Below are 26,799 nucleotides of genomic sequence, written 5' to 3' on the forward strand. Positions count from 1 at the left end.
GAAATTTTTAAGATGTCTATTATTAGATAGGCTTTTGGTATGGATACTTACAGCTAAACAATCGTATTTACGGGCAGGCTCTTTGTATAAATGAACTTAATAAACAAAAGCAGAACTGGTCGTGGTTTTTCTAAATAGCGGCAGATAGAATCTATTGCGCAAAATTAACACATTTTCGCGTGGAACCCACCAGAAAACTATCTTTGTGTCTTCTCTAGACGCAAGTATGCAAAAAGTTTTGTTCATTGATCGGGACGGTACGTTGATAGTCGAACCACAGCCCGATCAACAGGTAGACTCTCTCGCCAAACTCGATTACATTCCTAAAGTTCTCTCGGCTCTGCGTAAAATAGCCCAGGAAACCGACTACGAACTGGCCATGGTAACCAACCAGGATGGCCTGGGGACAGCCTCTTTTCCCGAAGACACGTTCTGGCCTGCTCACAACAAAATGCTGGCCACGTTTGCCGGCGAGGGCATAAATTTTGCCGACGTTCATATCGACCGCCACTTTCCGCACGAGAACACAACGACCCGCAAGCCCGGTACCGGCATGCTGACGCAGTACTTCTCGGAAAACTACGACCTGGCAAACAGCTACGTTATTGGCGACCGGCTCACCGATGTGCAACTGGCTGTCAATCTGGGCGCAAAAGCGATCCTCTTTCTGCCACCGGGCGGCCTGTCGGCGGTACAGATGGCGGATGTGAGCGGTATGACCGACGAAATGAAAGACGCTATTGCGTTCACCACCGACGATTGGGACCAGATCTATACCTTTCTGCGCCTACCCGCCCGGACGGCCACGGTGGACCGTAACACCAAAGAAACTCAGATTCGCGTGGAGCTGAACTTGGACGGTACCGGCCGCGCTGACATGCACACGGGGCTGGGTTTCTTCGACCATATGCTCGATCAGGTGACGAAACATTCGGGTGCCGATCTGTCGATCCGCGTTAACGGCGATCTGCACATCGACGAGCACCACACGATCGAAGATACGGCGCTGGCCCTGGGCGAAGCCTACCGACGCGCGCTGGGTGATAAGCGGGGCATCAGCCGCTATGGGTTTCTACTACCGATGGACGAAGCACTGGCGCAGGTAGCCATCGACTTTTCAGGACGCCCCTGGCTGGTTTGGGATGCGGATTTTCGGCGGGAAAAAATTGGGGATATGCCGACCGAAATGTTCTTCCATTTCTTCAAGTCGTTTTCAGATACGGCGCTTTGTAACCTTAACATCAAAGTAGAAGGCGACAACGAACACCACAAGATCGAAGCAATTTTCAAAGCCTTCGCCAAAGCGATCAAAATGGCCGTTCGGCGCGATATTAACGAACTCGACAACCTTCCCAGTACCAAGGGGGTTTTGTAAAAATGGGACGGTAAACCCTTCGGCAAACCGTTTTTACGATGTACTTTTGTGGCAAATTCAATTGACTACTGACATGGATTTATCAACTCCGTTAACAATCCTCTTCTACGTTGTTCTGCTGACGGCTGCCTATATCACCGGCAAATGGCTTGTTCGTAAGGATCGTAATTACTAGAAAGCCGGTGGTTAGAAACCAGTCGCTGATAGAATAATCCACTGTTTTCTAACCACTTACTTTTTCTTTTTCAGTACCATGCTTGGCGCTCTGACCCGCTGGTTATTCAACGTATGGGGCTGGCGCATTGCTGGTCCCGTTCCCAATGTGCCCAAGGCAATCTGGGTTGTTGCCCCCCATACGACAAACTGGGATTTCCTGCTTGGACTCGGCATTCGTCCTACGATCCATATCTGGATTCAGTACCTCGCCAAAAGCTCCTTATTTACCTGGTATTCCGGCTGGCTGTTCCGGCTGCTGGGTGGCAAACCCGTTTACCGCGACAAAGCGCACAATCTGGTTGATGCTACGGTCGATGCGTTCAACCAGAGCGACCGACTTCATATCTGCATCGCTCCCGAAGGTACTCGCAGCAACGTTTCGCGTTTAAAAACAGGCTTTTATTACATCGCGCTGAAGGCGAACGTTCCTCTCATTCTGGTTGGCTTCGACTGGCCCCGAAAACTCATTCTCCTTAGCGAGCCGCTCTATGTCACGGGCGATTACGAACGGGATATGCTTCCTTTCTACGAGTTCTTCTCTACGGTTCAGGGCGAAAAGAAAGATTGGTTGACGCAGTGGGAGAAAACGGGCGTTATCGAGAAACCGGTAACGCGTTCCTGATCTGTACGTAATGCCCAGCGAGGCAAACTGACTTACCCCTGTTGTAGTGCCTGCACCATAGCCCGCCCGGCTCGTTCGGACGCGCCGGGCTCTCCCATTTTTTCCTGCACGTCGGTATAACCAGCCAGCAGATCAGACCGTTTTACGCCGGTTGGTAAAACAGCACGCAATTCATTGGCCACATTGGCTGGCGTCAGATCTGCCTGAATCAGCTCTTTCACCACCTCACGATTCGCAATCAGGTTGACGAGCGAGATGAACGGAACAGCAATCAATCGCCGGGCTATCGCATACGAGATAAATGTTGTCTTGTAGCAGACCACCTGTGGTACGTTGAACAGCGCCGTTTCGAGCGTGGCCGTTCCCGACGTAACGAGCGCAGCCGTTGCCAGATGCAGCAGATCATAGGCCGCATCATTCACCCGCCGGACGTGCGGATAATCGGCCAGCAATGCGTCGTACAAACTTGTTGGCAGGTTGCTCACCGTTCCCACAACGAACTGATACGTGTCGAATCCGCGGGTACTAGCCAGCATCGTCGGCAGAATCGACGTGATTTCCTGGTGCCGACTACCGGGCAGGAGCGCAATAATAGGGCGCTCATCCAGGCCGTTTTCCTGCCGGAAATCTGGATCAGGCTGGAAAGCAGCCAGGGCGTCGAGCAGCGGATTTCCAACGTAATCGACGTTATATTCATATTTCGCGAAGAACTCGGTTTCGAACGGCAGGATCGTAAAAAGCCGGTCGACGTTAGCCTTGATGTTCAGCGCCCGGCGCTGGTTCCAGGCCCAGACTTTCGGTGAAATGTAATAGAACACCCGGATACCGTGCTTCCTGGCAAAACGCGCCATTCGCAGGTTGAAACCAGCATAATCGATCAGGATAAGTACGTCAGGGCGGTGCGCCAGCAGATCGGCCTGGCACTCGCGCATAATGCGCCGGATGGTACCTAGGTTTTTCACGACTTCAAGAAAACCCATGAACGCCATGTCACGGTAATGTCGTACCAGCGTAGCCCCGGCGGCTTCCATCTGCTCCCCACCGTAAGCCCGACACTGAGCCGCCGGATCGCGCTCGCGAATGGCCTTGATTAAATTGGCTCCATGCAAATCGCCCGAACGTTCACCGGCAATCAGGTAGTAAGTCATTGGTTGTTGAGATGGAGCCATTGAGGGCGATTGAGGGCGGCAGCTACCTACTCGCCGAAGTAATCCACGAAGTTTTTTGGGGTTTCGTAGAGACGAAGCTGATGCAGGTGCGCTTCGGTCACCTCACTCAGAGCGCGTTCGAGAATTTTCCAGATTTCCATGATAAAAATCTCACAGCTCGCCATTTTTCCCTGCATGAAATCGACATCCAGATTCAGGTTTTTGTGATCAACTTTTTCAATCACTTCCCGCCGGATAATGTCGCCCAGTACCTTAAGGTCAATCACAAAACCCGTATCGGGGTCTGGCTCGCCTTTTACGGTAACGATTAATTCGAAGTTATGCCCGTGCCAGTTAATGTTGGCGCAGGGACCAAAAACTTCTTTGTTCCGCTCCTCCGACCAAGCTGGGTTATAAAGCCGGTGGGCCGCGTTAAAATGCTCAATTCGATTTATATATACCATTCGTCTGGTTTATTTATAAAAGGCGGTTGCCAGAAACGCCGGTGAAAAAATTGGGTGCAAAGATACGAACTATCCAGGCCTTATAAAATGGTTTGGTAAAAGTCAGACTGCTTGATATAGCACCAAAGCAACCTTAAAAAAATGCAAATTATTCCGAAAATAGGCTATTCATTTGTACCTATCTAAAGCTGTATCTTTACAGCCAATTTAGATTTATTCTAGTTGATATTTACCTCTTTATAGAAACCAAAACGTTTACGGCCAATAAAATATGATTATCGTTACGGGGGCTGCAGGCTTTATTGGAAGCTGTTTGATCAATCAGTTAAATGCAGAAAATTTCAATTTCATCGTTGCCGTCGATGATTTTTCGGACCCTCGTAAACAAGCCAATTTAGTTGATAAACGAATCCAGGAATACGTTGACCGGGAAGGCTTTTTCGGCTGGCTGGACCAGAACTATCAGGAAGTCGAGTTCATTTTTCACATCGGTGCCCGCACAGATACGACGGAATTTAACTGGGATATCCTGGAGCACCTCAACCTCGAATACTCCAAGCAAATCTGGAATCGCTGCATCGACTACCAGATACCTCTCGTCTACGCTTCTTCGGCCGCTACGTATGGATTAGGCGAACATGGGTACGATGATAACGAGTCGATCATCCCGCAACTGCAGCCGCTTAACCCCTACGGCGATTCGAAAAATAGGTTCGATATCTGGGTATTGGAGCAGGAACGGCAACCCTTCTTCTGGGCGGGTCTGAAGTTTTTCAACGTCTACGGTCCTAACGAATACCATAAAGACCGGATGGCGTCGGTTATCTTTCACACGTATCAGCAGATTCTGAAAACGGGAAAGATGAACCTGTTCCGGTCGCATAATCCGGAGTTTGCCGACGGCGAGCAAATGCGGGATTTTGTCTACGTCAAAGACGTGCTTTCGGTCTGCAGCTTTCTGATGCATCACCGGCGCAACTCGGGGATTTATAACCTGGGCAGTGGCAAAGCCCGCACCTTCTACGACCTGGCCGCCAATACGTTCCGGGCGCTCGACCTCGAACCCAACATTGGCTTTATCGATACCCCCGTCGACATCCGGGATAAGTACCAGTACTTCACGCAGGCCAACATGGCCAAGCTACGGTCTATCGGTTACGATAAGCCGTTCTGCTCGCTGGAAGAAGGCATCCACGATTACGTCGTCAACTACCTCAAAAAGGACGCGTATCTCTAGAAAATCGTTACTCCCAGATCACTTCGATCACTTCATTTTTCAAGTCTACCGTCGTCTGCTTTTCGTCTTTTCCCCGGCGTAAGGTAAGTTTTCCTTTGTTGGGTTTCAGCGAATCCTGACTCAGTACGTGGGTAGCGTCTTTCTTGTGAAAAACTGAAATCAGCGTTTCGGCGGACGGCACGGGCACCTCTACCGATCTCCCCTGCGCTTTTACGGAACGACTGGTCGTTGCCAGCGGCTGATTGCGCAGCAACGCAAGTGCCCGCGACGCCTGGGGCACCCCATAGCCCACGTAGTTATTCCCGTACGGATACAGGTGCGACGATTTTTCAATAATCGCCATCACCTCTTTGTTGGTCAATTTCGGATTCGCCTGCATGATACAGGCGGCAAAGCCGGTGATGATGGGAGCCGCCAGCGACGTACCGTAGAGCGAGAAACACGATACGTTCGGTTTCAGGTACGGCAGACTTTCGGGACCAATGCTACTGTAGCCGATCCGGTTCCAGAGCTTGGCATTGGTCGCGCCAATCGCCAGCACACCCTTCGCATCGGCTGGCGTACTGACCACACGCCATTGCCGGTCGTCACCTTCGTTCCCCGCTGACACAATAATGAGCATTCCTTTTTTATCAGCCGCCAGTTGGGCCGCCCGGCTAATCAGGCTTGTTTTCCCGTCCATCTGGCTGGGCTCATAATTCTCTCTGGGATTGCTCATGCCTTTGGCGTAGCCCAGCGATGTATTAATCAGCCGAACGCCCAGGCTATCCATCCACTCCATAGCCGCCACCCAGTTGTCTTCTTCGCCCCGGTATTCGCGGTTGCCCTGATCCGTGCGTGCCAGATAGAACGTAGCGTCCGTAGCGAGTCCGTACTGGATGGTGTCGACTGCATCATTTCCGGCAATGGCTGCCATAACCTCCGTGCCGTGCGTATCGGACATGGATTCCAGCGTCCGGAGCAGGTTGACTGGCGCGCTGTTTTTACGGACGTAGTCCCGAATCTCCTTTACCCCCTGCCGCTCGAAAACGTGCTTGAGCGCGTTAACAGAGTCGGCCCCGAAGAAACCGGCATCGATCACGCCAATCGTCACGAAACGCCCGCTCAAACCCGCTTCCATAAAATCACTGGCCTGGATCTGCCGCATAACCGGCGCTAGATGAACCCGGTCCGGCTTCCCCAAAGACGTAATAACGAGAGCCGGATCGATTGGCTCAATACCGACCACAAATGGCAGTTGGCGCACCTTCTTTATCTGCTCAGGCGTTAACCGCGCTGATACGGCATTCAGCCAGCGCGAGCGGGCAGCAACCGCTACACCCGTCTGCTGAAGCTGCTTAATGTACTGGCCGGATACGGGTAAGTCCGTTTCGTCAAGGGGCAGATTCTGGGCAACCCGCCGGGCCATCGACTGGGCCGACAGGGCTGGTTTATCTGTTTGCTCTTTACCCGTGAGCAGAATCCAGTATCTGGAGTCTGAAGTGGCAGCTGATGAATAGATAGACTGCGCTGGGCAACGTAGCGACAGCACACAGAAAAGGATGAACAGGCGAATTAACATAAAAAAACGCGCGATTTCGGTCAGTTGAGCCAGGAATGGCCTGGCTATGTAAACGCGAAAACGGCTGAAAACTCTTGAGCTTTTGGGTTTACTTTGCAAAACTAATTAGAAAGGCGGCTCTGGCCGGTATGCTATGCGCTATTTACCCATTGACAATCAGCTTTTCGTTCAGAATCGGCAGCGACTAACGGCTTTACTGAAGCCTAAGTCGCTGGTGGTGGTGAACGCGAACGACATTATGCCTACCAATGCCGACGGCACTATGGTTTTTCGGCAGAATAACGATCTGTTTTACCTGACGGGCGTCGATCAGGAAGAAACCCGCCTGGTGCTGTTTCCGGACCATCCAGACCCAAAATTCCGGGAGGTGCTTTTTCTGCGCGAAACCAGTGAGTTGATCGAGATCTGGGAAGGGCATAAACTGACTAAAGCAGAAGCCGAACAAACGACGGGTATTTCGCAGAAGCAGGTTTACTGGACGCATCAGTTCGAGCAGATTTTCGGGCAGATGATCTTCGAAGCGGAAAACGTTTACCTGAATACAAACGAGCATACCCGCGCCAGTATAGTCGTACAGACGCAGGATGCCCGCTACATCGACGAATTCCGGCATAAATACCCGCTGCATCATTTGCAGCGACTGGCCCCGCTCATGCACCAGCTCCGGGCGATCAAGGCTCCTCAGGAGATTGCACTGCTGCAAACGGCCATCGACATCACAGACAAAATGTTCCGCCGGTTATTGACATTCATCAAACCGGGCGTCTGGGAGTACGAGATTGAAGCCGAGATGATGCACGAGTATCTGATGAACCGGTCGCGGGGGGCAGCTTACACGCCCATTATCGCGTCGGGGGCCAACGCCTGCGTGCTGCATTACATCGACAATAGCGCCCAGTGTCAGGATGGCGATGTCATTCTGCTGGACATTGGCGCTGAATACGCCAACTACAATGCCGATATGACCCGTTCGGTTCCGGTGAATGGTCGTTTCACCCAGCGCCAGCGGGCAGTTTACGACGCCGTGCTTCGCGTGTTGAACGAATCGAAGCAGATGCTACGCCCGGGCAACCTCTGGGACGAATACCACCGGGAGGTTGGTAAGATTATGGAATCGGAACTGATCGGATTGGGCTTACTCGATGCGCATGACGTAGCGAAACAGGACCCGGACGCTCCGCTCTACAAAAAATATTTCATGCACGGCACGTCACACTTCCTGGGTCTCGATGTGCACGACGTGGGTAACAAATACCGCCGGATGGAACCGGGCATGGTTTTCACCGTCGAACCGGGTATCTATATCCCCGCCGAAAAACTGGGCATTCGTCTGGAAAACAACGTTGTCATTACCGAGGCCGGTTGCGACGATCTGATGGCCAACATTCCGCTGGAAGCTGACCATATCGAGGACCTTATGAATACCTAAAAAGTAGGGGCTATTTCATGCCAAAAGTATTGTTCACGAAATAGCCCCTGACTGAGTACTACGTATATCCTATTACGCAGCCTGAACCGCCTGCACACTTTGATTTTGAGCAGGGGGCACGCCTTGTAACTTCGTATTTTCGCGCTCCAGCGCAATGCTCAGGCCAGCGTAGATTCGACGGATGGCCGTTTCGATACGCTCCCAGCCGGAATCAGAAGTCAGATCAATATCTCCAATCTGCCCCCGTTGCGTACTGGTCAGTACCATGTACGTCACCGCCGAAATCATCAGACTGGTGATCGCAATCGGGTCAAATTCAGAAAAAGGAGCCAGCTTCTCTGTTAAGTTTTTATAAGATTGATCCCGAAATTCGGCGAGCCGGCGTGCGAGTTCGGTCTGTCCGTTCGACATTTCCCAGCGGATCAGTTCCTGTGAGGGCTTCCGGCCGCGAAACTCGCGCATAAACTGAATGGTATAGTCCGACCAGATCTTGCTACGTCCATCGGCAGGCAGATTAGCAGGTACCGAATCCAGGAACGATTCGTTGAACATTGACAGAAAAAAGCCCCGCTGTACGTACGCTTCCAGCAAGCCATTCCAACCGCCAAAGTACCGGTATATCAGTACTTTGTTGACACCTGCCCGTTCGGCAACCGCATTGATACCCGCTTTTTCGGTACCCCGCTCAGCCATAACTTCGCCCATGGCACGCAGGATACGCTCCATAGTCATCTGGCGATTTCTGCGTTTGACAACTTTCATATTGTGACCGTTTTTTTTATAGTAATTAGGTGATAATGCACTGAACCAGGCCTAAGGCCAAACATAACTCTACAAAATTTGTAGCTTATACTACAAATATGTGTAATACGATCGATGTTACCAAGCGGTAACGTTACCAACGGTTATGAAAATTGATGAATTGGTTTACTAACTGACTGACGGTGGTGGCTGGCTGATTTTACAGAGTAACTGCAGGTAGCCAGAATTGAGAAAGTAAATCACGGTTCGAAAAGGTAGTCAACTGACATTTCGTTCTGCGTTGCTGACTTGTCTACCTGACATAATAACCCGATCAGTTAGCTCTTTTTCCTACGTATTACAACCCTACTAGGCTTGTCCCAAACTTTTTAGTCTCCTTCACGCTACCACAATGATCAGCGCTATTCTGACGTACGAATAGGTATAGAGGAAAAAATGAATGAACGGTAGTAAATATACGTCTGAAAGGTAAGTGAACTCACTATAAAAGACAAGTCCTGAGGTATTCAACGCTCAGGACTTGCTAACAAAATTGTTTGTACGGTCGATTTTCTACCGCTCTGGATAAATGGCAGCCTGACTAGCCAGGTCGTTGATGGCGGCTTGTAATTGTGGCCGGTTCAGCAACATATCCATTTGTAAGGGAAAATCAGGGTATGCATGCCAGTTTGGCATCAGTGCATTATTCAACTGAATCTGTAGCCGATACTTATCATTGGGCATAGCAATCGCTTCGAGACTCAGCCCTGATTCAGCGAATGTCATTACCAGATGCGTAGTGGCTTTGTCCCAAAGTGACCGTAGTCCGCTTAGCAGGCGACCCACTTCCCAAGTTTGCAGGGGTGCCGACTGACTGTCAACCTGTTTTAACCAGTTTGTTGATACCTGGCATTGCAACCGATTACGATCGCGCCAGTTTGACGATTTATGACCATATCCCAGGATGGCCAGTTCGAAGGTGCCGGTAGAGGAGCTCAGCTTCATAATGCTTTACGCAAGGTGTCATTTTCCCTATAAAACTAGTCTACTAATAATTTGTTTAATATTTTTTAATAAACCTTCCCCCTTCGTGTACGATACGTCGTATTGAACGGCTTTTCATAAGCAGTTGGAGTGATAAAGGGCTTTGATAAAAGGCTTTATCGCTAAGTGGGTCGCTGAAAATACACCCGATTATTTGAATCATACTTCCTCGGTCAGCATGACCAAAAAGGTAGTTTGACCTACTGTAGATTATTGTGATTTAGCATTTGATACGCCTAATGTTAAGGAAAAAATAACTTGTGATGGCCCCCACCGTTTAGGGGGATAGTGACTGTCGGACTTTCCCTATCTTTGCGGCACGAATAGAATTTTGAACTCTAATTAGCAGATCAATGGCAAAAGTGCTCATTATCGGAGCGGGTGGTGTCGGTAGTGTCGTTGCGCACAAATGCGCGCTGAACAGTACGGTCTTCACGGATATTATGCTGGCGAGTCGCACGAAAAGTAAATGCGACCGGATTGCCAGCGAAATTCAGGAGATGCACGGGGTAACGATCCAGACGGCCCAGGTCGATGCAGACGTAGTGCCCGAACTGGTAGCCCTGATTCGTTCCTTCAATCCGGTACTGGTTATCAACGTAGCACTTCCCTACCAGGATCTTCCAATCATGGATGCCTGTCTGGAAGCGGGCGTTCACTACATGGATACCGCAAACTACGAACCAAAAGACGTAGCGAAGTTTGAATACAGCTGGCAGTGGGCCTATAAGGAGCGCTTCGAGCAGGCGGGCCTGATGGCGCTGCTGGGTTGCGGTTTCGACCCCGGCGCTACGCAGGTGTTTACGGCCTATGCCAACAAGCATCAGTTCGACCGGATGGATTATCTGGACATCATCGACTGCAACGCCGGGAACCATGGGAAAGCCTTCGCAACCAACTTCAATCCCGAAATCAACATCCGGGAGATTACGCAGCCCGGTCGTTACTGGGAAAACGGCGAGTGGGTCGAAATTCCGGCGATGAGCATTCACAAGCCGATTGACTACCCGGAGATTGGTCCTCGTGAGTCGTACGTACTTTATCACGAAGAGCTGGAGTCGCTGGTTAAAAACTTCCCAACCCTGAAACGGGCTCGTTTCTGGATGACATTCGGACAGGCATATCTAACCCACCTGGAGGTGCTCCAGAACGTGGGTATGACCCGCATCGATCCCGTTAAATTTCAGGGAATGGACATCGTTCCGCTGGAATTTTTGAAAGCCGTTCTTCCCGCTCCCGAAACCCTCGGAGAGAATTATACGGGTCAGACCAGCATCGGTTGTCAGATTAAGGGTGTGAAAGATGGCCAGGAACGGACGTACTACATCTGGAACAACTGCGACCACGCCGAAACCTACAAAGAAGTGAAAGGCCAGGCCGTGAGCTACACCACCGGCGTTCCGGCTATGATCGGTGCTATGCTGATGCTGACGGGTGTCTGGATGAAACCAGGCGTCTGGAACTGCGAAGAGCTGGATCCGGATCCGTTCATCGAGCAGATGAACAAACAGGGATTACCCGTACAGGACCGCGTAAATATCCCATTGCCGCACGAGTATTAAGCGTTTATTGTTCTTCTTTAAAAATCCCGTCTCTCTGGCGGGATTTTCGTTTTACCCCGCAAACCAGCGTCGGTCAAATCAGTTGAGAATATAGAGACCGTACCTTTGTCTTATGCAAACTACCTTAGTACAACATATTCATACAATCCCCTCGCCCTGCTACGTCCTGGAAGAAGCGAATCTGCGCCGAAACCTTGAATTGATCGATTCAGTACAGAAAGCAGCGGGCGTTACCATTATCTTGGCCCTTAAAGGCTTTTCGATGTTCAGCGCATTTCCGCTAGTACGCGAGTACCTGAGCGGGGCAACGGCCAGTTCGCTGAACGAAATCAAACTCGTTAACGAGTACATGAACGTTAAGGCGCACGCGTATATACCAGCCTACCGCGATGATGAGTTCGACGAAGTGGTGGAACGTAGCAGCCACCTAACGTTCAACTCCTGGAGCCAGTGGGAACGGTACAAAGATCGTGTAGCCGGCAAACCCGTCTCCTGCGGGATTCGGGTTAACCCACAATATTCGGAAGTGGCTACCGATATGTACAACCCCTGCGTACCGGGTTCGCGACTGGGCGCCACCCGCGACCAATTGCCCGACCAACTCCCGGAAGGGCTGGAGGGCATTCATTTTCACACGCTCTGTGAGAATGATTCATTCACCCTGGAACGCACCCTCAACGCCCTCGAAGTTCGCTTTGGCGATCTGTTGCATCAGGTTAAATGGGTCAACTTCGGTGGTGGGCACCTGATGACTCGCGAAGGCTATAATACGGAGCATTTGATTGGCTTACTGACAGCCTTCCGCGAGAAATACAACGTCGATGTCATTCTGGAACCTGGCTCGGCTATTGCCTGGCAAACGGGCGTGCTCGTTTCGACGGTACTGGACGTACTGGACAGCCAGGGCATTCAGGTTGCCATTCTGGATACGTCCTTTGCGGCCCACATGCCCGATACTCTCGAGATGCCCTACAAACCGCGTATTCTGGGTGCTTATCAGGAACCCGTTGCCGGTAAACATACGTACCGCCTGGGTGGTATGACCTGTCTGGCGGGTGATTTTATGGGCGATTATTCCTTTGACAACCCACTTCAGCCGGGCGATGTCATCGTTTTCGACGACATGATTCATTACACCATGGTCAAGACCACAACCTTTAATGGGGTCAACCTTCCCAGTATTGGAATCTGGCAGGAAGATGAAACATTCCGGCTGGTTCGGTCGTATGGTTATGAGAGTTTTAAAGATCGGCTGAGTTAATTTGACAAACAGGTAAATTCTGGACTTGTCAGACCGGTTCTATATATCACCTACTAAACGCTTTATGATACTAGCCTTCATTTTTCTGTTTATTTCTGCTTCTCCAAGCGTTGTTGATAATACGAAAACGCTGCAGCAACTGCTCAATAAAAATGCGGGTAAGACGCTGACGCTGCCAGCAGGCACGTTTAACGTAAGTACGCTGAACGTATCTAAACAGACAAAGCTGACCATTGGTCCCAAAACGATTCTGCGTGGCTTACCGACAACTACAGCGCTACCCGTACTTCAGCTACAGGCAGGCGTTACGCTGACGGGAACGGGCGTCGTTGATGGCAATCGAAAAGTACGGACTAAAGGCATGGGCGTTCTAGCCAGCCAGGCCAATAACCTAATCATCAACGGACTTCGCATTAAGGAAGTTGCCGAACAGGGAATCCACGTCGTCAAATCCAAAGGGGTTATTCTGCGCAATATGGTCGTTACCGGCTGCGGAGCAAAGGGAATCGATCAGTTCCAGGGAATCCACCTGGTTATTTCCCAGAACGTGCAGGTTGCCAATTGCCGGGTCGAGAATGCTCAGCACGGTATTCAATGGTGGGGTGATGACACGAACGGATTCTGCGAAAATATAGCGATCCGTAATAATATCGTTCGTAAGGTCGACGGCGGTGGAATCTGGGGCTACAAAGGCAGAAAGATTACTGTAACGACCAACAACGTGGCGGTGTGCGGAGATGTGGGCATTGATTTCGAAAACTCGTTCAACTCAATTGCCATAGGCAACGTTGTTCGAGATTGTAAGAATCATGGCCTGGCCACTTTTTTCGCCAGCGAGAATATCAAATTCGTCAACAACAGAGTGGTTCAGGGCGCAGCCTACGGTAATGGCATTGGTCTCTGTGCCGAAGGGCTCAGCAAAAACATTTCGTTCATTGGCGGCAGCATCAGCACCAAAGGTCCCGATGCCTGTGGGCTTGCTACGGTCGGATCAGGTATTGTTCAGGACGTTCTGGTACAGGGGATGCGCATTGTTACAGAAGGAAAGAATGGCGTCCCTATTCGGGTTCTGGAAAACAACCGCTTCCGGATCATTAACAACCCGCTTCTGTCAGGCATCAGTCCCATAGGTGTTAGTCTGGAAGGGTCGAGCGGCAGCGAAGTTTCTGGTAATACAATTGTCCATGCAGGAACGGACGGCTCGGGGCTGAATGAGCGGGGGGGCGTTTTTATGTATTACCGCTCTGCGCAGTTTCCGTCCAAGAATAACCGCGTCACCAACAATACCATTCGCGGTTTTAAAACCGGAATAAACGATGACTGCTGGGGTGATGTCAATTCAAATAACGTTATTGAACAGAATGTGACACCCAACGTAGTTCATCGGCAGAGCAATGGTACCTGGGGCGGCAAAGCTCAACAGAACGTAACGGCTGCCCGCGTAGCCGCGCCTGTGCAGGTTAAACAGTAAAACAAAAAACCTGCGCCCAATATGGGCTGCAGGTTTTTATCAGACAGCTAAAAGCTAACTGTACGAGGTAGTTAGCCAGTAAATTTACTAAGAAATAAAGGAAAGGTATAGTCCTTTCTTTTATTTCTTAACGAACTCCCGGTGGTAAGCCGCCCGGTACAATTCCTCTTCCGGCAGGCTCTTGAAGTATTCGTACGTAATCCGCAATCCTTCAGCGCGGGGAACCTGTGGCTCCCAGCCCAGAATAGCTTTCGCTTTTGTAATATCAGGCTGGCGCTGTTTTGGATCGTCCTTGGGAAGATCTTTGAGAACCAGCTTCTGCGACGTTCCAGTCAGTTTGATGATCTCTTCACCAAATTCCTTAATCGTAATTTCCGAGGGGTTACCGATGTTAACAGGGTGCGGGTAATCGCTCAGCAACAGGCGGTAAATTCCTTCAACCAGATCGTCGACGTAGCAGAACGAACGAGTCTGACTACCATCACCGAATACCGTCAGGTCTTCACCGCGCAACGCCTGTCCAATGAAGGCTGGTAGTACCCGGCCATCGTTCAGGCGCATACGGGGACCGTACGTGTTAAAAATCCGTACGATACGGGTTTCCAGTCCATGATACGTATGATACGCCATCGTGATCGCTTCCTGGAAACGTTTGGCTTCGTCGTACACACCCCGTGGGCCGACTGGGTTAACGTTCCCCCAATACTCTTCGGGCTGTGGGTGGACCGTTGGGTCACCATACACCTCCGACGTAGAGGCAATCAGCACGCGGGCGCCTTTCACCCGGGCAAGGCCCAGACAATTGTGAATCCCCAGCGAACCAACTTTCAGGGTCTGGATCGGGATTTTCAGGTAGTCGATTGGGCTGGCCGGAGAGGCAAAGTGCAGAATGTAATCCAGTTCGCCCGGTACGTGGATGAACTTGGACACATCATGGTGATAAAACTCGAAATTAGGCAGATGGAACAGGTGCTCAATATTGCGGATGTCCCCCGTAATGAGGTTATCCATAGCAATAACATGGTAGCCTTCCTTAATAAATCGGTCGCAGAGGTGCGATCCAAGAAATCCGGCTCCGCCCGTGATTAAAATACGCTTCATTCAATCTATGGTTTTCGGCTGATAATTCGTCAAAACGGCAACCCGTCGGGGTTGCCGTTTTGACGAATAAACTAAACTTTTTGTTCTACTGGAGCCAGAATAGTCTCGCGCCCTACGCTGTAATACGTGTATCCCTGATCGCGCATGTGCTCAGTTTCGTACACGTTGCGGCCGTCGAAGATCACTTTATTTTTCAGCAACAGATTCATTTTGTCAAAGTCCGGCGTGCGGAACAGCGGCCATTCCGTCACAATAACCAGCGCATCTGCATCATCCAGAGCCGCGTACTGCGTGTGTGCATACGTAACGATGTTTCCGATCTGATTGCGTACGTTGTCCATCGCTTCAGGGTCGTACACCGTTACTTTCGCCCCCGCATCGACCAGCGCCTTGATGTTATCCAGTGCCGGTGCTTCCCGGATATCGTCGGTATAAGGTTTGAAGGCCAGCCCCCAGACAGCAATGGTTTTACCTTTCAGATCACCACCGAAATGGTTCAGTATCTGCGGAACCAGTTTTGTTTTCTGTTCGTAGTTAACCTCCATCACCGATTTCAGCACTTTGAAATCGTAATCGAAATCCTTGGCTGTTTTGGCCAGCGCCTGCACATCTTTCGGGAAGCAGCTGCCCCCGTAGCCGATTCCGGCAAACAGGAAGCGTTTGCCAATCCGGCTGTCGGTTCCGATACCCCGACGAATGTCGTCCACGTTAGCCCCCGCCCGCTCACACAGGTTAGCGATCTCGTTCATGAACGTAATTTTCGTCGCCAGGAACGCGTTGGCTGCGTATTTGGTCATTTCGGCCGAACGCTCATCCATGAAGATGATCGGGTTACCCTGGCGCACCAGCGGAGCATACAGCCGGTTCATAACGCCTTTCGCCCGCTCGGATTTCGTACCGATAACTACGCGGTCGGGCTTCATGAAGTCTTCGACGGCAACACCTTCCCGCAGAAACTCGGGGTTAGACACTACGTCGAAATCAACTTTCGCGTTGTCGGCGATGTGCGCGTGCACCTTTTCGGCCGTTCCAACCGGAACCGTACTCTTGTCAACAATCACGGCGTACTGCTCCATGATTGGACCCAGGTCGCTGGCGACTTTCAGGATATACTTCAAATCGGCCGAACCGTCTTCGCCCGGAGGGGTTGGCAGCGCCAGGAAGATCACTTCGGCTCCTTTTATACCTTCTTCGAGGCTGGTTGTGAACAGCAGCCGCCCTTCTTCAACGTTCCGGTGAAACAGTGTATCCAGACCTGGTTCATAGATAGGGATAACACCATTCTTAAGTTTTTCAACTTTCCGCTCATCAATATCAACGCACGTCACCTGATTACCGGTTTCGGCAAAACAGGTACCCGTAACGAGACCCACGTATCCGGTCCCAACGACTGCCAATTTCATAAATCGAAGATTAAATAGTTGCGATTATTATATACAAATCAATGCTCTGAGAATCATCAACTGGTTCTCGCAAAAATAGGAGTTTTTCAATGATACCCTACGCTTAATCAGTAATACTGACTGACTGGTAATAGAATTGGTCACAGCGTAACCTCTCGTCAGGCTCTCATGTATTATGTACCGCTTTTCTCATCTTTGACAACCTCCCTGTTACATAAAGACTCCAGTTTCGGGTAAATAGTCACTTTAATAACTCATTTAACCAAATTTTATCGGAGCGTACTACCCTATGAAAACAGGTTAATTGTCAGCTATTGGTTTATTTAATGGCATGGTTAGTTCAAACAACAGAATAGAAAAAAACTAAGTAATCTAATAATATTACTATAACGAAAGAGGGAGAACACCGATGTGTGTTCTCCCTCTTGGTACTGAAATAAAAAAGTACAAACCAGATTGACCAAACTAGGTCGTTCTGCGCGCTCCCTTGATCAGCGCTGCGATACCCAGAATAATTACCGCCCCGACAAAGGATGTCAGTACGCTATCCAGGAAACTGCCGCCAGCACCGAAGATCCAGCCGCCAACAAACCCACCCGCGATACCCAGCAGGATTTCGACGAGTAGTGAAAATGAAAACCGTTTAAAAACAAGATCAGCCAGCCAACCGGCAATGGCCCCTACCAGTATTGTTACTAAGATTCCCATGACTTTATTTTTCGTTGAGTGAACTGATTGTTAAATCAATGATAATAACCGTCTAAGGCGTGTTTTGTTTATTTCTTTACGCCAATGACTGCCAGCATTCGTCCTGTTTGGCCGTGCTCGGCGCGGTGCGAAAAAAAGGAGTCGTTGTTTAACACGGTCGAATAACTCGATACCTCAATGTGCGCGGCCGGTACGCCCGCATTCAGAAGCAGTTGCCGATTAGCCGCTTTCAGATCAACGTAGCTTTTAACCGTCCCCAACTGCGCCCGGCGGAAGGCAGGCTCGAATAAATCGGCGACCTCGGGGCCTACTTCAAACGAACATTCGTCAATGCAGGTCCCGATATAGGCGTAGCAAGCTTCGGGGTTTGTTCCGAACAGGTCTTTCATAAGGCTTATCGTTTTTGCGACCAGTTTTCCTGTTGTGCCTTTCCAGCCAGCATGAACAGCCGCTACCACCCGCTTCTCCGAGTCATATACCAATATAGGTACACAGTCGGCAACCGTCACTCCCACTAGCAGGCCCGGCTGGTTAGTCACCAAGGCGTCGTAACCTTCATAACGTCCAGCTTCGGTGGCCAGCAGAATTTCCAGCCCGTGCACCTGATACGACGAGGTAAATCCAAACTCTTCGGCACCAATAGCCGACAGGAAGCGTCGGCGGTTTTCATCTACATTCGCTATATCGTCAGCAGTATTGATTCCCAGGTTAAGCGAAGAGAACGGCTCAGGACTCACTCCTCCATGCCGGGTGCTTTCGGCCCCGACCAGCTCCGGAAACAGCGAAAAAATAGCGGGCCTTACATAAGAAGCAGTTAATTCGATAGTCTGCGGCATGGTGATACTAGCGTCTGATTTCGCCCTCAAAGGTACAATCTGATCAGACCATTCCCTCAGTCGTCCATTTTTCTGTCCACTCATCCTACGCAGCAACCGTTCCGGTAGTTTGCAATACATAGTACCATAGCAACCATATAACTTTGTTTCACCAATCAGCCGAAATACGGCGGGTTTAAATCAGATACACAACTTAAAATTCCATAGTCATGAAATCGTTCGCTAAATCCTTCATCGTTGCCCTGACCTTGGGCGTTGCTACATCGTTCGCATCATTCGCCGGCACGACCAACCCCGAACAGCCAACGGACTCGGCCTCTTTCAAATCGGGTATTTACACATCCAACGACGGTAAACTGCATGTTGCGCTCGATAAACAAACCGGTCGTGTCGTCACGATTCAACTGAAAAACGACAAAGGTGTAGCCTTGTACACACAACGTCTGGGTAAGAAAGCCGAAAACTGCCGTCTGGCTTTCAACGTCGACAGCCTGAAAGATGGCGTCTATCAACTGGATATCACAGATGGTACCAGTACCACCAGTAAAAGCGTCACGCTGACAACCCATCAGCCAGAAGTGCCCAAACGCCTGGTGCAGACTGACGTACTGGCCAGCAAATAAGTATCATCCCGTTTCATCCCACCTGTTCATTACTGCCGGACCGACCCTATCGGTCCGGCTTTTTTGTTGGCGAATCACCAGATTTTAGGCAACTTACCACTACTGACCAGCCACCATAGTTTTGAGCATAGTAGCTAATTGCCGGATCAGCCCCGCATTCGCATGCAGCACAAAACTTCGGCGCCATCCCGAAAACCGCTTTTCCTAACTTTTCACGCTCATCGAATCCTATCTTTGTCAATAACAGCCACTGCGCCATTTAATGTTTACCTCTCTCATCCGATACATTCAGGAGCGATCGACCAGCCCCCTCACTAAAAACGATATCGGCCTAATCGAAGAAGCATTCATACCTAAACAATTACGAAAACGACAGTTTCTGCTTCAGGAGGGTGAAGTCTGCAAATACATCGCCTTTATCGTAAAAGGTGCTACGCGCCAGTATACCGTTGACGAAAGAGGGTATGAACACGTCCTGAATCTGTGCATTGAAAACTGGTGGACATCTGACCGGGAAAGCTTTCACAAGGAGGTACCCTCTATCTACAACATCGATGCCTGGGAGCAGACTGAATTACTGCTTCTACCGAAAACGAATGACTATTACGAGCGGGTCAACAACATACCAGCCTTTAACGAAATGCGGATAAAACTGGATGACAATCAGCATATGGCCGCTCAGAAGCGATTACATGCGTCGATTAACTACACGGCCGACGTCCGCTACGAAGAACTGATGCGGTTGTATCCTGAGTTTTTGCAGCGGTTTCCCCAGCATCTCATAGCCTCCTATCTGGGTATTACGAAAGAGACGCTTAGTCGCATTCGGCACCAGGCAGTGAGAAAACAAGGATAGCTTTCGCGGAGCCTGTCGATTTACATCGACGCATTTTTTTGCTTAACAGCGTCGTTCCAACCGACGGGGTTATTGAGGATCCATAAACACGAACAGATGCGCTATTTTCTCGTTTTCAACGATGAAAAAATCCATACCGGTCAGCACATTGGGTTGAGGGCCGGTCTGGATAGTCCAGAATAGCCGGGCACCATGCTGCGTATTGACGATAGCCGTTTCGGCCTTGAACGTAAAGTTGGCGTCGTCGGCAAACAGTTTGTCGATAAAATCAGAGATGGCCTCAGTACCGGTGAGGGTGAAATCCTTATCGTACATCCTGATATCCGCTGCGTAGATAGCGGGCATCATCGCGTCGCGCCTGGTACGATCTTTTTCGTTCCAGATAGCCAGGTGGGTATCCTGTAAACGGTTGATTAATTGGGTATCCATACGTGGAATTTGGTTGGGTAAACTGGTTCTGAACGCTCTCTCAAACGTAGTTTGAGAGAGCGTTCAGAACGTCGGTGTATAGCCATGAAAAGGCGCATGGTCATCATAGAAGATTACGCCTGCAACGCCTTTTTGATCACCGCAGCCGCCTGCAACAGGGCGGTTTGTACGGCTGGTGCACTGGCAATGGGGTTCAGCAGACCATAGTCGTGGATCATACCGCCATAGCGGGTGAGCGTTACCGGCACGCCAGCTTCATTCAATTTGCGGGCGTAGGCTTCGCCTTCATCCCGCAGCACGTCGTTTTCGGCAGTCTGCACCAGAGCTGGTGGCAGGCCCTGCAGGTCTTCGGCAGTCGCCTGGAGGGGCGATGCGTATAGTTCGTTTCGTTTGGCGGCATCGGGCAGGTAGTTGTCCCAGAACCACTTCATCATGTTCCTGGTCAGGAACCGACCGTTGGCAAACAGATTGTAGGATTCGGTATCGAAATCGGCATTTGTAACCGGCCACAGCAATACTTGCAGTTTAAGATTGGGACCGTTGTTACGCTTGGCCATCAGGGCCATGACCGCCGACATATTACCGCCGACACTGTTGCCCACTACGGCCAGATTACTGCCGTCTACGCCAATTTCTGCTCCATTTTCGGCGACCCACTGCAGGGTAGCATAAATTTCGTTGATGGCGGTTGGGTACTGGGCTTCGGGCGACGGCGTGTAATCAGGGAACACGGCTACGGCACCGCTGGCCACGACCAGATCGCGCACAAGTCTGCGGTGCGTCGGATAATCGCCCAACACCCAGCCCCCACCGTGAATGAAAAGGAAAACCGGTGCTCCATCCCGGACCCCTGCGGGCTTGACGATGTGAATAGTTACCTGGTAGCCGTTCTGGGAAATTGTTTTTTCGCTTTCAGTGATGCCGGCGTAATCGACCTCAACCGATTGTTGGGCACCGGTCAGCACCTGCCGGGCATCGGCAGGACTCAACGTTTCCAGCGGCTGGCCATCACCCGCGTTCAAAGCCTGTAAAAACGTTCTGACTTCCAAAAAAATCTGGGGGTCCTGCTCGCCTTTGAAAGGTCGCTCCTGGGCGCTGGTGCTCATGGTGTTAGTCATCGTGTTAATGATAAGTAAACGGTTATGTTCGGATAATGGCGTAGAACCAGGGTTCGTCAATTCCCTGGGTAGTATGGTGTGGTAAAAAGCGCGGTTGATGTAAATCAACAAAGACGGTGGTCTTTGGCGCTTCCTTTGGACGATACGTCTTTTATGTTCTCAATTGTCTACCTAGCCCTCAAAAAAGCACATCCTGAAACTCAGGCGTTTTGTCAAACATAGCTTTGGCAAACGGACATAGCGGCAGGATGCGCAGCTGCTTCTGCCGGGCAAATACCACGGCGGCCTCTACCAGCTGTTTGCCGATATGTTGGCCTTGCAGGGCCTCGCTTACGCCGGTGTGGTCAATAATGATACGTCGGTCGCCCGACCACAGGTACGTCATTTCCGCCGTTGTCATGCCGTCGGCTTCCACGTAAAAAACCCCCATTTTCCCGTTGTCTTTGTGCTGAATGTCCATGCATAGATCCCTGTTCCTTGTTGCACTAAATAAGAGTTCACGCTTAGTTTTTTATCCGGATCAGTTCAATTCCGGACAAAGCCCCACCAGCGTCCTGTAGTTTACCGCCTTCCTTCAATGTGCCGATGTCGATCGGTTCAAAACTCATGACTTCGATAAGGCTGGCCACTTCCCGCTTCGCATCGCTATCGTCACCGCTGATAAAAATGACCGTACGCCCGGCGTCGCCCGACCCTGGCTGGGTAAGTATAGCAGCCGCCAGAGTGTTGAACGCTTTTACCACTCGCTGGGCCGGGAATAAAGCGGCCACATACTCTCCTGTTGTTTTACCCGCCGTATCGGCCAGAACAAACGGGTTGAAAGAAACGATATTGTTGGTAGCGTCAACGATGATCTTTCCGCTATACTTTTTCAGTTCACCGGCCAATTCGGGCAGCTGTGACCAGGGAATGGCGATAAACAGAATGTCGGCCTGCGCAATGATTTCCTGCAGCCCGGTGGCCTTCAAAGACCCGCCGATTGAAGCGACCAGTTCGTTCAGCGACTCCGGCTCCCGACTGTTGGCGATCAACACCGGGAAGGTTGTTTTGACCAGATGGATGGCCAGGCCGCGTCCAATGTGCCCTGCTCCGATAATGCCGATAATGTGGTCCATAATCACTGAGGTAAACTATTGAGTTCAATGAAAATAAAAATTGTTGCGCTTCGGTACCGGTATTCCTCTGACCGCCCGTTTCACGTTGCTCCTTCGGCAAACTTACAATGGGCCGCTCCATCCGGATGTTGAGTTATGGTAATTAAAGATGTTGATCTATATCAAGATGCCCCGCTCAGCCACTAAGTATCATCCCGTTTCATCCCACCTGTTCATTGCTGCCGGACCGACCCTATCGGTCCGGCTTTTTTGTTGGCGAATCACCAGATTTTAGGCAACTTACCACTTCCAACCTGACCACCTGTCCATGAATCGCACGATTGTTACCCGATCGAACAGACCCACCTCCGGCCCGTTCGCTGATGGACCAACGTTACCCCGAAATGACGTAACCGATGGTTACCAGACGCAGTTTCTAAAACTGATGCCGGTGGAGGTCATCAGTGCCTACATCACCATTGATGGATTACTACGGGGCAGCGTTCTCCCCTCCGCCCACCCAACCGTATACGCCTGGCTGCTTTGGGTAGTGTTTATTCTCCTGGCGGTCATCAATCCTTTTTACCTGCGGTACGTCGGCAAAGTGAGCAGCTGGCGGCAGATTGGCCTGTCGGCGGGGGCTTTTGTTGTTTATGCCATTAGTCTGGGCGGCCCTTTTGGTCTGCTTGGTCTGGACGAAGCCATTATCCGGCTCATTGGCTCAATATTGATACCCATTTACACCCTGATTGCGTTAATTGTGCTGAATCGATAGCATTCTCACAACCTCTTCCTGCTTTCATCATGGCCCAGTCTCCCACTCAGAATTACATTCTGTTGCCCAAAACAGACATGCGCTTTTCGGCCGAATCGCTTGCCACCTCTACCCGGCAGGCATTCTCCCGACTGACAGTAGATACTCATCTGGACGACGTACTCGACGGCGACCTTAGCTCGCAGGCCGTCGTTCTCGACACTACCCGCCATAGCGGGGCCAAACTGGTCCGGGTTGCGGCCGATGAATTACCTGATCTGCGCGCCCAGCTGCCGGGTGTACGTATCGTTCCCGAAGTATTTTATTACCCGCAGCGCTGGATGCAGGAGGTACGTAATAAGGTTAAGCCCCTGCAGGGACAGGCGCGAGTCACCGTAAAGCTTCTGCTGAACGATGCAAAAACCGGAAATCCAATTGCAGATGCTGTTGTGGTAGCCTTCACGAATTTTGAGCAGCGGGAAGGCGAACAGGCGACGTCCAATGCTCAGGGCGTAGTGCAATTCAGAAACATCGGCAACCGTACCCTCGACCAGATCTATATCTACCCCAAAGCCGGGCACTGGAGTTTCTGGAAACAGAATCTGGCTATTAAAACGAACGATATCATTACGCTTCAGCCGGTCAAGCTCGATTATAGAGACGCCAAGACGTTCTTCTACCCACCCGCGGTAACAGGACAGCCGGCTGGCAAAGGCGTTCGGGTTGGTGTAATCGATACGGGTGTAGGACCGCACCCTGATCTCACCGTTGCGGGTGGGCTCAGCACCGTAACCGGTGAAGATTCCAGCAATTTTGCCGACGTTGACGAGCACGGTACCCACGTCGCGGGTATCATTGCCGCCCACGGTACGTCCCCAACGGGAGTTCGCGGGGCAGCGCCCGAGGTAGAGCTTTACGCTTACCGGGTATTCAGCCAGAATAATCCGGGGGCCTCGAACTTTGCCATTATTAAGGCGATTGAGCAGGCCGTGGCCGACGGTTGCGACATCATCAACATGAGCCTCGGCGGTGGGCCGAGCGATGATGCCACTGAAGACGCCATCAGTTTTGCGCACGAAAACGGAACCATCTGCTTCGTAGCTACGGGCAACGACGGTCGCCAGCCGGTTAGTTTCCCCGCTTCGTACTCGCTCTCCCTAGCGGTCGGTGCCATGGGTCGAAAAGGAACATTTCCGGCAAATACAACGGATGCGCCCAACGTACAGGCTCCATTCGGGACTGACCGAAAAAACTTCGTGGCTGCCTTTTCGAATATTGGCCCTGAAGTGGACTTTATCGCACCGGGTGTAGGCATCATTTCGTCGGTACCGGGCGGGTATGCCCCCATGAGCGGTACGTCGATGGCCTGTCCACTGGCAGCGGGAGTTGCCGCCCGGCTGTTGTCGGCCTCCCCCAATGTACTGGCGCAGCCCCGTAGCGCAGCCCGCGCTGAAGCCATGATTCGGTTACTGGCTGAACACGTACAATCGATGGGCTTCGGCTCAACCTTTGAAGGCACTGGAATGTTGTTAGTCTAAAATTTGTTGGCTAACTATGCATAACAAATTGCAACGTAATGACACTCAAGGCTATGGCACACGGTCGATATATACTGAACTTTAAGGGCATTCCCCCGCTGCCAGCCGACGATATGAAACTGATCCGGTCGAAGACACAGTTAGTTGACGCCAGCCGGAAAACGCTGCTGGTCGAAGGAAACGAAGAAACCGTGATGAACGAACTGGCCCGTAAACTCCCTCAGTGGACCGTTAGCAAAGAAAGCTGTTATACAGTTCCAACCACCCGGCCTGCGGTTCAGAAACCACCGAAGTCTTAACAACACAATCTTTTTGTACATACCCAAGCCAGCCCTGAGGATTCAGGGCTGGCTTTTTTGCGTGGCAAAGACCTCATTCGCTGGTCCGGGCCAACATTACCCGCCTGATTTTGTTTTTCTTGAAAGAGCTTTGACTTTGTCGAATCGTATGGAGCCGAACCTGAGTACCTTCTCCGGCTCAACCGTTTATGCTATATGACTACCCTTACGCCTGTTACCTCATCTACCCCCTGGAAAGATTTGTCGAAGGATACTACGTTCTGGACTAACTTTTCGCAGACGCTGATTCCTCCTTTTGTCAATATATGCCGGTGGTTTGCGGGTAAAGCGCGTCAGCAGAGTGGCTTTTCGATCGATACGGTTCATACACTTCCTCTACCCGACGATGACGTTGCTTATCTATTGATTCTCCGGGCAACGTATACCGATGGCGAACCCGAGCGGTACCTGCTACCTGTTACGTTTGTTGCCGATGACCTGGCCCAAACGTTTTCGTTTAATCTGGCGTCAATTCCGGAAACGGGGCGTATTGGCGAGGTTGTGATAGGTAGCCAGCCGGGTGTATTGATCGACGCCATTCATGATGAGCGGTTTCGGCGAACGATCTTCGCCAATATTTATCAGAATGTGGAGCTGGCGCAACCGGACGGGCAGCTGACATTCCAGCGCGGGAAAGGACTGGACGAGGGCGATGAGTTTCTGCCGTCGCGAGTGCTGGGGGTCGATTCGAGTAATTCGGCGATGATCTTCGGCGAGAAGTATTTCCTGAAACTCTACCGGAAATTATTCGAAGAAACGAACCCGGAGGTTGACATGGTCGCCTTTCTGACCGACGAGAGCGATTTCCGGCATATTCCGGCCTTCGGGGGTAGCCTGAGCTGGCAGCAAACCGGCGTTCCCGACGTAACGCTGGGTATGGTGCAGCGCATGGTGCCGAACAATAAGGACTCCTGGATGCAGACCGGTGACTTCCTGAACGATTTTCTGTATGCTGTTCCCCAGCGCCTGTTCGCCATTCGGGAGGACGTTTTCGAGCAGGTCGCCCTGCTCGGGCAGCGAACCGGCGAGATGCACCTGGCACTTTATAAACCCGAGGCCGACGATACGTTTGCTCCTGAATCATTCACGGACGAGTATCGGCAGTTTCTGATCAAGCGTTTTGAGGATCTGCTCGAACGGCGGTACGCGCTGCTGGTCGATAACTACACCAAACTCGACGAGCAGGCGCAGAAGCTGGCCTGGGTGTTTATGGAAGCCCGCGAAATGATCGAAGCCTTTGTTGACGATTTCCGGAATCGTCCACTGGACTCGTTACGTGTCCGGATTCACGGCGATTACCATCTGGGGCAGGTTCTCGCGATCAATACACCCAACGTTGGCATCGGCTCCGACTTTGTCATTATCGATTTTGAGGGTGAACCGGAAAGCAGCATTTCGGACCGGAAAGTTAAACACTCCCCCCTCAAGGACGTAGCGGGCATGATTCGATCGTATCACTACGCCGTTTCGGCCAAGCTGTTTAATTCGGCCGAAACCGAAGGACTTAGCGCCGAGTACCTGCAACGCATTTCCGATCGCTGGTTCAAGCTAATTCGCGATACGTATCTGAATGCGTATTACGACGCTATCGGCACCCCACATCCGCTCTTTCATAACAATAACGAAAGCAACTTTCTGCTGCTGATTTATCTGCTGGAGAAAGCCGTTTATGAACTGGGCTATGAAATTAGTTACCGCCCCTCCTGGGTAAAAATACCCCTCAAAGGTATTATTGATGTCATCCGCGAAATTGAAAAAATCCGACTGAGCGAGAATCAAAAGCGCGATGATGTACCCATGCTGCAAACGAAAATCCTGGATTAGTCGGCTATTGCCGGCATGCGTCAGCTAAGTACTTCCTGGTACTTTT

At 51.0% G+C, this 26,799-nt stretch carries 26 protein-coding genes; 13 read left to right on the forward strand and 13 right to left on the reverse strand.

The genetic code is table 11. The annotated features are described in order from the left end of the window. Positions 1-226 precede the first annotated feature (226 nt). Both hisB and HU175_RS22830 read left to right on the forward strand, forming a co-directional pair. Positions 227-1,375, forward strand: coding sequence for a bifunctional histidinol-phosphatase/imidazoleglycerol-phosphate dehydratase HisB (hisB, locus tag HU175_RS22825; protein WP_176568770.1), 1,149 nt, complete (start codon positions 227-229; stop codon positions 1,373-1,375). Between the two features lie 253 nt (positions 1,376-1,628). Then, positions 1,629-2,213, forward strand: a complete 585-nt coding sequence (locus HU175_RS22830) for a 1-acyl-sn-glycerol-3-phosphate acyltransferase (RefSeq protein ID WP_176568771.1) — start codon at positions 1,629-1,631, stop codon at positions 2,211-2,213. Positions 2,214-2,245: 32 nt separating this feature from the next. Here HU175_RS22830 and lpxB read toward each other — a convergent pair whose 3' ends face one another. Beyond that, positions 2,246-3,361: a lipid-A-disaccharide synthase gene (gene lpxB, locus HU175_RS22835; protein WP_176568772.1), complete on the reverse strand. Its 1,116-nt coding sequence runs from the start codon at positions 3,359-3,361 to the stop codon at positions 2,246-2,248. Positions 3,362-3,408: 47 nt separating this feature from the next. Continuing rightward, positions 3,409-3,825, reverse strand: a complete 417-nt coding sequence (locus tag HU175_RS22840) for a 6-pyruvoyl trahydropterin synthase family protein (RefSeq protein ID WP_176568773.1) — start codon at positions 3,823-3,825, stop codon at positions 3,409-3,411. A gap of 271 nt (positions 3,826-4,096) precedes the next feature. On the opposite strand from HU175_RS22840, the gene rfaD reads away from it, so the two are divergent. Continuing rightward, positions 4,097-5,062, forward strand: coding sequence for an ADP-glyceromanno-heptose 6-epimerase (gene rfaD, locus HU175_RS22845; RefSeq protein WP_176568774.1), 966 nt, complete (start codon positions 4,097-4,099; stop codon positions 5,060-5,062). 7 nt (positions 5,063-5,069) lie between these two features. Here rfaD and HU175_RS22850 read toward each other — a convergent pair whose 3' ends face one another. Further along, complete coding sequence (locus tag HU175_RS22850; protein ID WP_176568775.1) at positions 5,070-6,623, reverse strand: S8 family serine peptidase; 1,554 nt, start codon at positions 6,621-6,623, stop codon at positions 5,070-5,072. Positions 6,624-6,756: 133 nt separating this feature from the next. Between HU175_RS22850 and HU175_RS22855 the strand changes: the two genes are divergently transcribed. Beyond that, complete coding sequence (locus HU175_RS22855; RefSeq protein ID WP_176568776.1) at positions 6,757-8,052, forward strand: aminopeptidase P N-terminal domain-containing protein; 1,296 nt, start codon at positions 6,757-6,759, stop codon at positions 8,050-8,052. A 72-nt stretch (positions 8,053-8,124) separates the two neighbouring features. Here HU175_RS22855 and HU175_RS22860 read toward each other — a convergent pair whose 3' ends face one another. Both HU175_RS22860 and HU175_RS22865 read right to left on the reverse strand, forming a co-directional pair. Next, complete coding sequence (locus tag HU175_RS22860; protein ID WP_228724252.1) at positions 8,125-8,814, reverse strand: TetR/AcrR family transcriptional regulator; 690 nt, start codon at positions 8,812-8,814, stop codon at positions 8,125-8,127. A 552-nt stretch (positions 8,815-9,366) separates the two neighbouring features. Beyond that, a complete protein-coding gene (locus HU175_RS22865) occupies positions 9,367-9,798 on the reverse strand; it encodes a hypothetical protein (protein ID WP_176568777.1) in 432 nt (143 codons plus the stop codon). A gap of 392 nt (positions 9,799-10,190) precedes the next feature. On the opposite strand from HU175_RS22865, the gene HU175_RS22870 reads away from it, so the two are divergent. From HU175_RS22870 to HU175_RS22880, 3 genes are all read left to right on the forward strand, one after another. Continuing rightward, positions 10,191-11,399 (forward strand): saccharopine dehydrogenase family protein, encoded by a 1,209-nt coding sequence (locus tag HU175_RS22870; RefSeq protein ID WP_176568778.1) that lies wholly within the window; start codon positions 10,191-10,193, stop codon positions 11,397-11,399. 112 nt (positions 11,400-11,511) lie between these two features. After that, positions 11,512-12,660 carry a carboxynorspermidine decarboxylase gene (gene nspC / locus HU175_RS22875; RefSeq protein ID WP_176568779.1) on the forward strand — a complete coding sequence of 383 codons (1,149 nt, stop codon included), beginning with the start codon at positions 11,512-11,514 and terminating at the stop codon, positions 12,658-12,660. A gap of 64 nt (positions 12,661-12,724) precedes the next feature. Next, positions 12,725-14,131: a right-handed parallel beta-helix repeat-containing protein gene (locus HU175_RS22880; RefSeq protein WP_176568780.1), complete on the forward strand. Its 1,407-nt coding sequence runs from the start codon at positions 12,725-12,727 to the stop codon at positions 14,129-14,131. 120 nt (positions 14,132-14,251) lie between these two features. Here the strand turns inward: HU175_RS22880 and HU175_RS22885 are convergent, their stop codons facing one another. From HU175_RS22885 to pgeF, 4 genes are all read right to left on the reverse strand, one after another. Then, the gene (locus HU175_RS22885; RefSeq protein WP_176568781.1) at positions 14,252-15,232 is read right to left on the reverse strand and encodes a UDP-glucuronic acid decarboxylase family protein; all 981 of its coding nucleotides are present in this window, start codon (positions 15,230-15,232) and stop codon (positions 14,252-14,254) included. Between the two features lie 71 nt (positions 15,233-15,303). Continuing rightward, entirely contained in the window at positions 15,304-16,635 is a 1,332-nt protein-coding gene (locus tag HU175_RS22890; RefSeq protein WP_176568782.1) for a UDP-glucose dehydrogenase family protein, read from the reverse strand. Positions 16,636-17,100: 465 nt separating this feature from the next. Continuing rightward, positions 17,101-17,343 carry a GlsB/YeaQ/YmgE family stress response membrane protein gene (locus HU175_RS22895; protein ID WP_176568783.1) on the reverse strand — a complete coding sequence of 81 codons (243 nt, stop codon included), beginning with the start codon at positions 17,341-17,343 and terminating at the stop codon, positions 17,101-17,103. Positions 17,344-17,411: 68 nt separating this feature from the next. After that, positions 17,412-18,179, reverse strand: a complete 768-nt coding sequence (gene pgeF / locus HU175_RS22900) for a peptidoglycan editing factor PgeF (RefSeq protein WP_176568784.1) — start codon at positions 18,177-18,179, stop codon at positions 17,412-17,414. Positions 18,180-18,388: 209 nt separating this feature from the next. Here pgeF and HU175_RS22905 point away from each other — a divergent pair, with 209 nt between their 5' ends. Beyond that, complete coding sequence (locus HU175_RS22905) at positions 18,389-18,802, forward strand: hypothetical protein (RefSeq protein WP_176568785.1); 414 nt, start codon at positions 18,389-18,391, stop codon at positions 18,800-18,802. Between the two features lie 262 nt (positions 18,803-19,064). Next, positions 19,065-19,658 carry a Crp/Fnr family transcriptional regulator gene (locus HU175_RS22910; RefSeq protein ID WP_176568786.1) on the forward strand — a complete coding sequence of 198 codons (594 nt, stop codon included), beginning with the start codon at positions 19,065-19,067 and terminating at the stop codon, positions 19,656-19,658. Positions 19,659-19,727: 69 nt separating this feature from the next. Here HU175_RS22910 and HU175_RS22915 read toward each other — a convergent pair whose 3' ends face one another. The 4 genes from HU175_RS22915 to HU175_RS22930 all read right to left on the reverse strand — a co-directional run bounded on the left by HU175_RS22915 (position 19,728) and on the right by HU175_RS22930 (position 22,320). Then, positions 19,728-20,087 carry a nuclear transport factor 2 family protein gene (locus HU175_RS22915; protein WP_176568787.1) on the reverse strand — a complete coding sequence of 120 codons (360 nt, stop codon included), beginning with the start codon at positions 20,085-20,087 and terminating at the stop codon, positions 19,728-19,730. Between the two features lie 113 nt (positions 20,088-20,200). Then, positions 20,201-21,205: an alpha/beta hydrolase gene (locus tag HU175_RS22920; protein WP_410528572.1), complete on the reverse strand. Its 1,005-nt coding sequence runs from the start codon at positions 21,203-21,205 to the stop codon at positions 20,201-20,203. A gap of 178 nt (positions 21,206-21,383) precedes the next feature. Then, positions 21,384-21,665 carry a GNAT family N-acetyltransferase gene (locus HU175_RS22925; protein WP_176568789.1) on the reverse strand — a complete coding sequence of 94 codons (282 nt, stop codon included), beginning with the start codon at positions 21,663-21,665 and terminating at the stop codon, positions 21,384-21,386. Positions 21,666-21,708: 43 nt separating this feature from the next. Beyond that, the gene (locus HU175_RS22930; protein ID WP_176568790.1) at positions 21,709-22,320 is read right to left on the reverse strand and encodes an NADPH-dependent F420 reductase; all 612 of its coding nucleotides are present in this window, start codon (positions 22,318-22,320) and stop codon (positions 21,709-21,711) included. A 307-nt stretch (positions 22,321-22,627) separates the two neighbouring features. Here HU175_RS22930 and HU175_RS22935 point away from each other — a divergent pair, with 307 nt between their 5' ends. The 4 genes from HU175_RS22935 to HU175_RS22950 all read left to right on the forward strand — a co-directional run bounded on the left by HU175_RS22935 (position 22,628) and on the right by HU175_RS22950 (position 26,753). Continuing rightward, positions 22,628-23,074 (forward strand): hypothetical protein, encoded by a 447-nt coding sequence (locus HU175_RS22935; protein WP_176568791.1) that lies wholly within the window; start codon positions 22,628-22,630, stop codon positions 23,072-23,074. A gap of 29 nt (positions 23,075-23,103) precedes the next feature. Then, a complete protein-coding gene (locus HU175_RS22940) occupies positions 23,104-24,591 on the forward strand; it encodes a S8 family peptidase (RefSeq protein ID WP_176568792.1) in 1,488 nt (495 codons plus the stop codon). Between the two features lie 38 nt (positions 24,592-24,629). Next, positions 24,630-24,890, forward strand: a complete 261-nt coding sequence (locus tag HU175_RS22945; protein ID WP_176568793.1) for a hypothetical protein — start codon at positions 24,630-24,632, stop codon at positions 24,888-24,890. A gap of 195 nt (positions 24,891-25,085) precedes the next feature. Beyond that, positions 25,086-26,753, forward strand: a complete 1,668-nt coding sequence (locus tag HU175_RS22950; RefSeq protein WP_176568795.1) for a putative maltokinase — start codon at positions 25,086-25,088, stop codon at positions 26,751-26,753. The last annotated feature ends 46 nt before the right edge of the window (positions 26,754-26,799 follow it).

Origin of the sequence: Spirosoma sp. KUDC1026 (assembly GCF_013375035.1) — a bacterium.
Lineage (GTDB): Bacteria > Bacteroidota > Bacteroidia > Cytophagales > Spirosomataceae > Spirosoma.

Coding starts and splice junctions, on each gene's coding strand:
- hisB (WP_176568770.1), top strand. CDS start 227: ATGCAAAAAGTTTTGTTCATTGATCGGGACGGTACGTTGATAGTCGAA.
- HU175_RS22830 (WP_176568771.1), top strand. CDS start 1,629: ATGCTTGGCGCTCTGACCCGCTGGTTATTCAACGTATGGGGCTGGCGC.
- lpxB (WP_176568772.1), bottom strand. CDS start 3,361: ATGACTTACTACCTGATTGCCGGTGAACGTTCGGGCGATTTGCATGGA.
- HU175_RS22840 (WP_176568773.1), bottom strand. CDS start 3,825: ATGGTATATATAAATCGAATTGAGCATTTTAACGCGGCCCACCGGCTT.
- rfaD (WP_176568774.1), top strand. CDS start 4,097: ATGATTATCGTTACGGGGGCTGCAGGCTTTATTGGAAGCTGTTTGATC.
- HU175_RS22850 (WP_176568775.1), bottom strand. CDS start 6,623: ATGTTAATTCGCCTGTTCATCCTTTTCTGTGTGCTGTCGCTACGTTGC.
- HU175_RS22855 (WP_176568776.1), top strand. CDS start 6,757: ATGCGCTATTTACCCATTGACAATCAGCTTTTCGTTCAGAATCGGCAG.
- HU175_RS22860 (WP_228724252.1), bottom strand. CDS start 8,814: ATGAAAGTTGTCAAACGCAGAAATCGCCAGATGACTATGGAGCGTATC.
- HU175_RS22865 (WP_176568777.1), bottom strand. CDS start 9,798: ATGAAGCTGAGCTCCTCTACCGGCACCTTCGAACTGGCCATCCTGGGA.
- HU175_RS22870 (WP_176568778.1), top strand. CDS start 10,191: ATGGCAAAAGTGCTCATTATCGGAGCGGGTGGTGTCGGTAGTGTCGTT.
- nspC (WP_176568779.1), top strand. CDS start 11,512: ATGCAAACTACCTTAGTACAACATATTCATACAATCCCCTCGCCCTGC.
- HU175_RS22880 (WP_176568780.1), top strand. CDS start 12,725: ATGATACTAGCCTTCATTTTTCTGTTTATTTCTGCTTCTCCAAGCGTT.
- HU175_RS22885 (WP_176568781.1), bottom strand. CDS start 15,232: ATGAAGCGTATTTTAATCACGGGCGGAGCCGGATTTCTTGGATCGCAC.
- HU175_RS22890 (WP_176568782.1), bottom strand. CDS start 16,635: ATGAAATTGGCAGTCGTTGGGACCGGATACGTGGGTCTCGTTACGGGT.
- HU175_RS22895 (WP_176568783.1), bottom strand. CDS start 17,343: ATGGGAATCTTAGTAACAATACTGGTAGGGGCCATTGCCGGTTGGCTG.
- pgeF (WP_176568784.1), bottom strand. CDS start 18,179: ATGCCGCAGACTATCGAATTAACTGCTTCTTATGTAAGGCCCGCTATT.
- HU175_RS22905 (WP_176568785.1), top strand. CDS start 18,389: ATGAAATCGTTCGCTAAATCCTTCATCGTTGCCCTGACCTTGGGCGTT.
- HU175_RS22910 (WP_176568786.1), top strand. CDS start 19,065: ATGTTTACCTCTCTCATCCGATACATTCAGGAGCGATCGACCAGCCCC.
- HU175_RS22915 (WP_176568787.1), bottom strand. CDS start 20,087: ATGGATACCCAATTAATCAACCGTTTACAGGATACCCACCTGGCTATC.
- HU175_RS22920 (WP_410528572.1), bottom strand. CDS start 21,205: ATGACTAACACCATGAGCACCAGCGCCCAGGAGCGACCTTTCAAAGGC.
- HU175_RS22925 (WP_176568789.1), bottom strand. CDS start 21,665: ATGGACATTCAGCACAAAGACAACGGGAAAATGGGGGTTTTTTACGTG.
- HU175_RS22930 (WP_176568790.1), bottom strand. CDS start 22,320: ATGGACCACATTATCGGCATTATCGGAGCAGGGCACATTGGACGCGGC.
- HU175_RS22935 (WP_176568791.1), top strand. CDS start 22,628: ATGAATCGCACGATTGTTACCCGATCGAACAGACCCACCTCCGGCCCG.
- HU175_RS22940 (WP_176568792.1), top strand. CDS start 23,104: ATGGCCCAGTCTCCCACTCAGAATTACATTCTGTTGCCCAAAACAGAC.
- HU175_RS22945 (WP_176568793.1), top strand. CDS start 24,630: ATGACACTCAAGGCTATGGCACACGGTCGATATATACTGAACTTTAAG.
- HU175_RS22950 (WP_176568795.1), top strand. CDS start 25,086: ATGACTACCCTTACGCCTGTTACCTCATCTACCCCCTGGAAAGATTTG.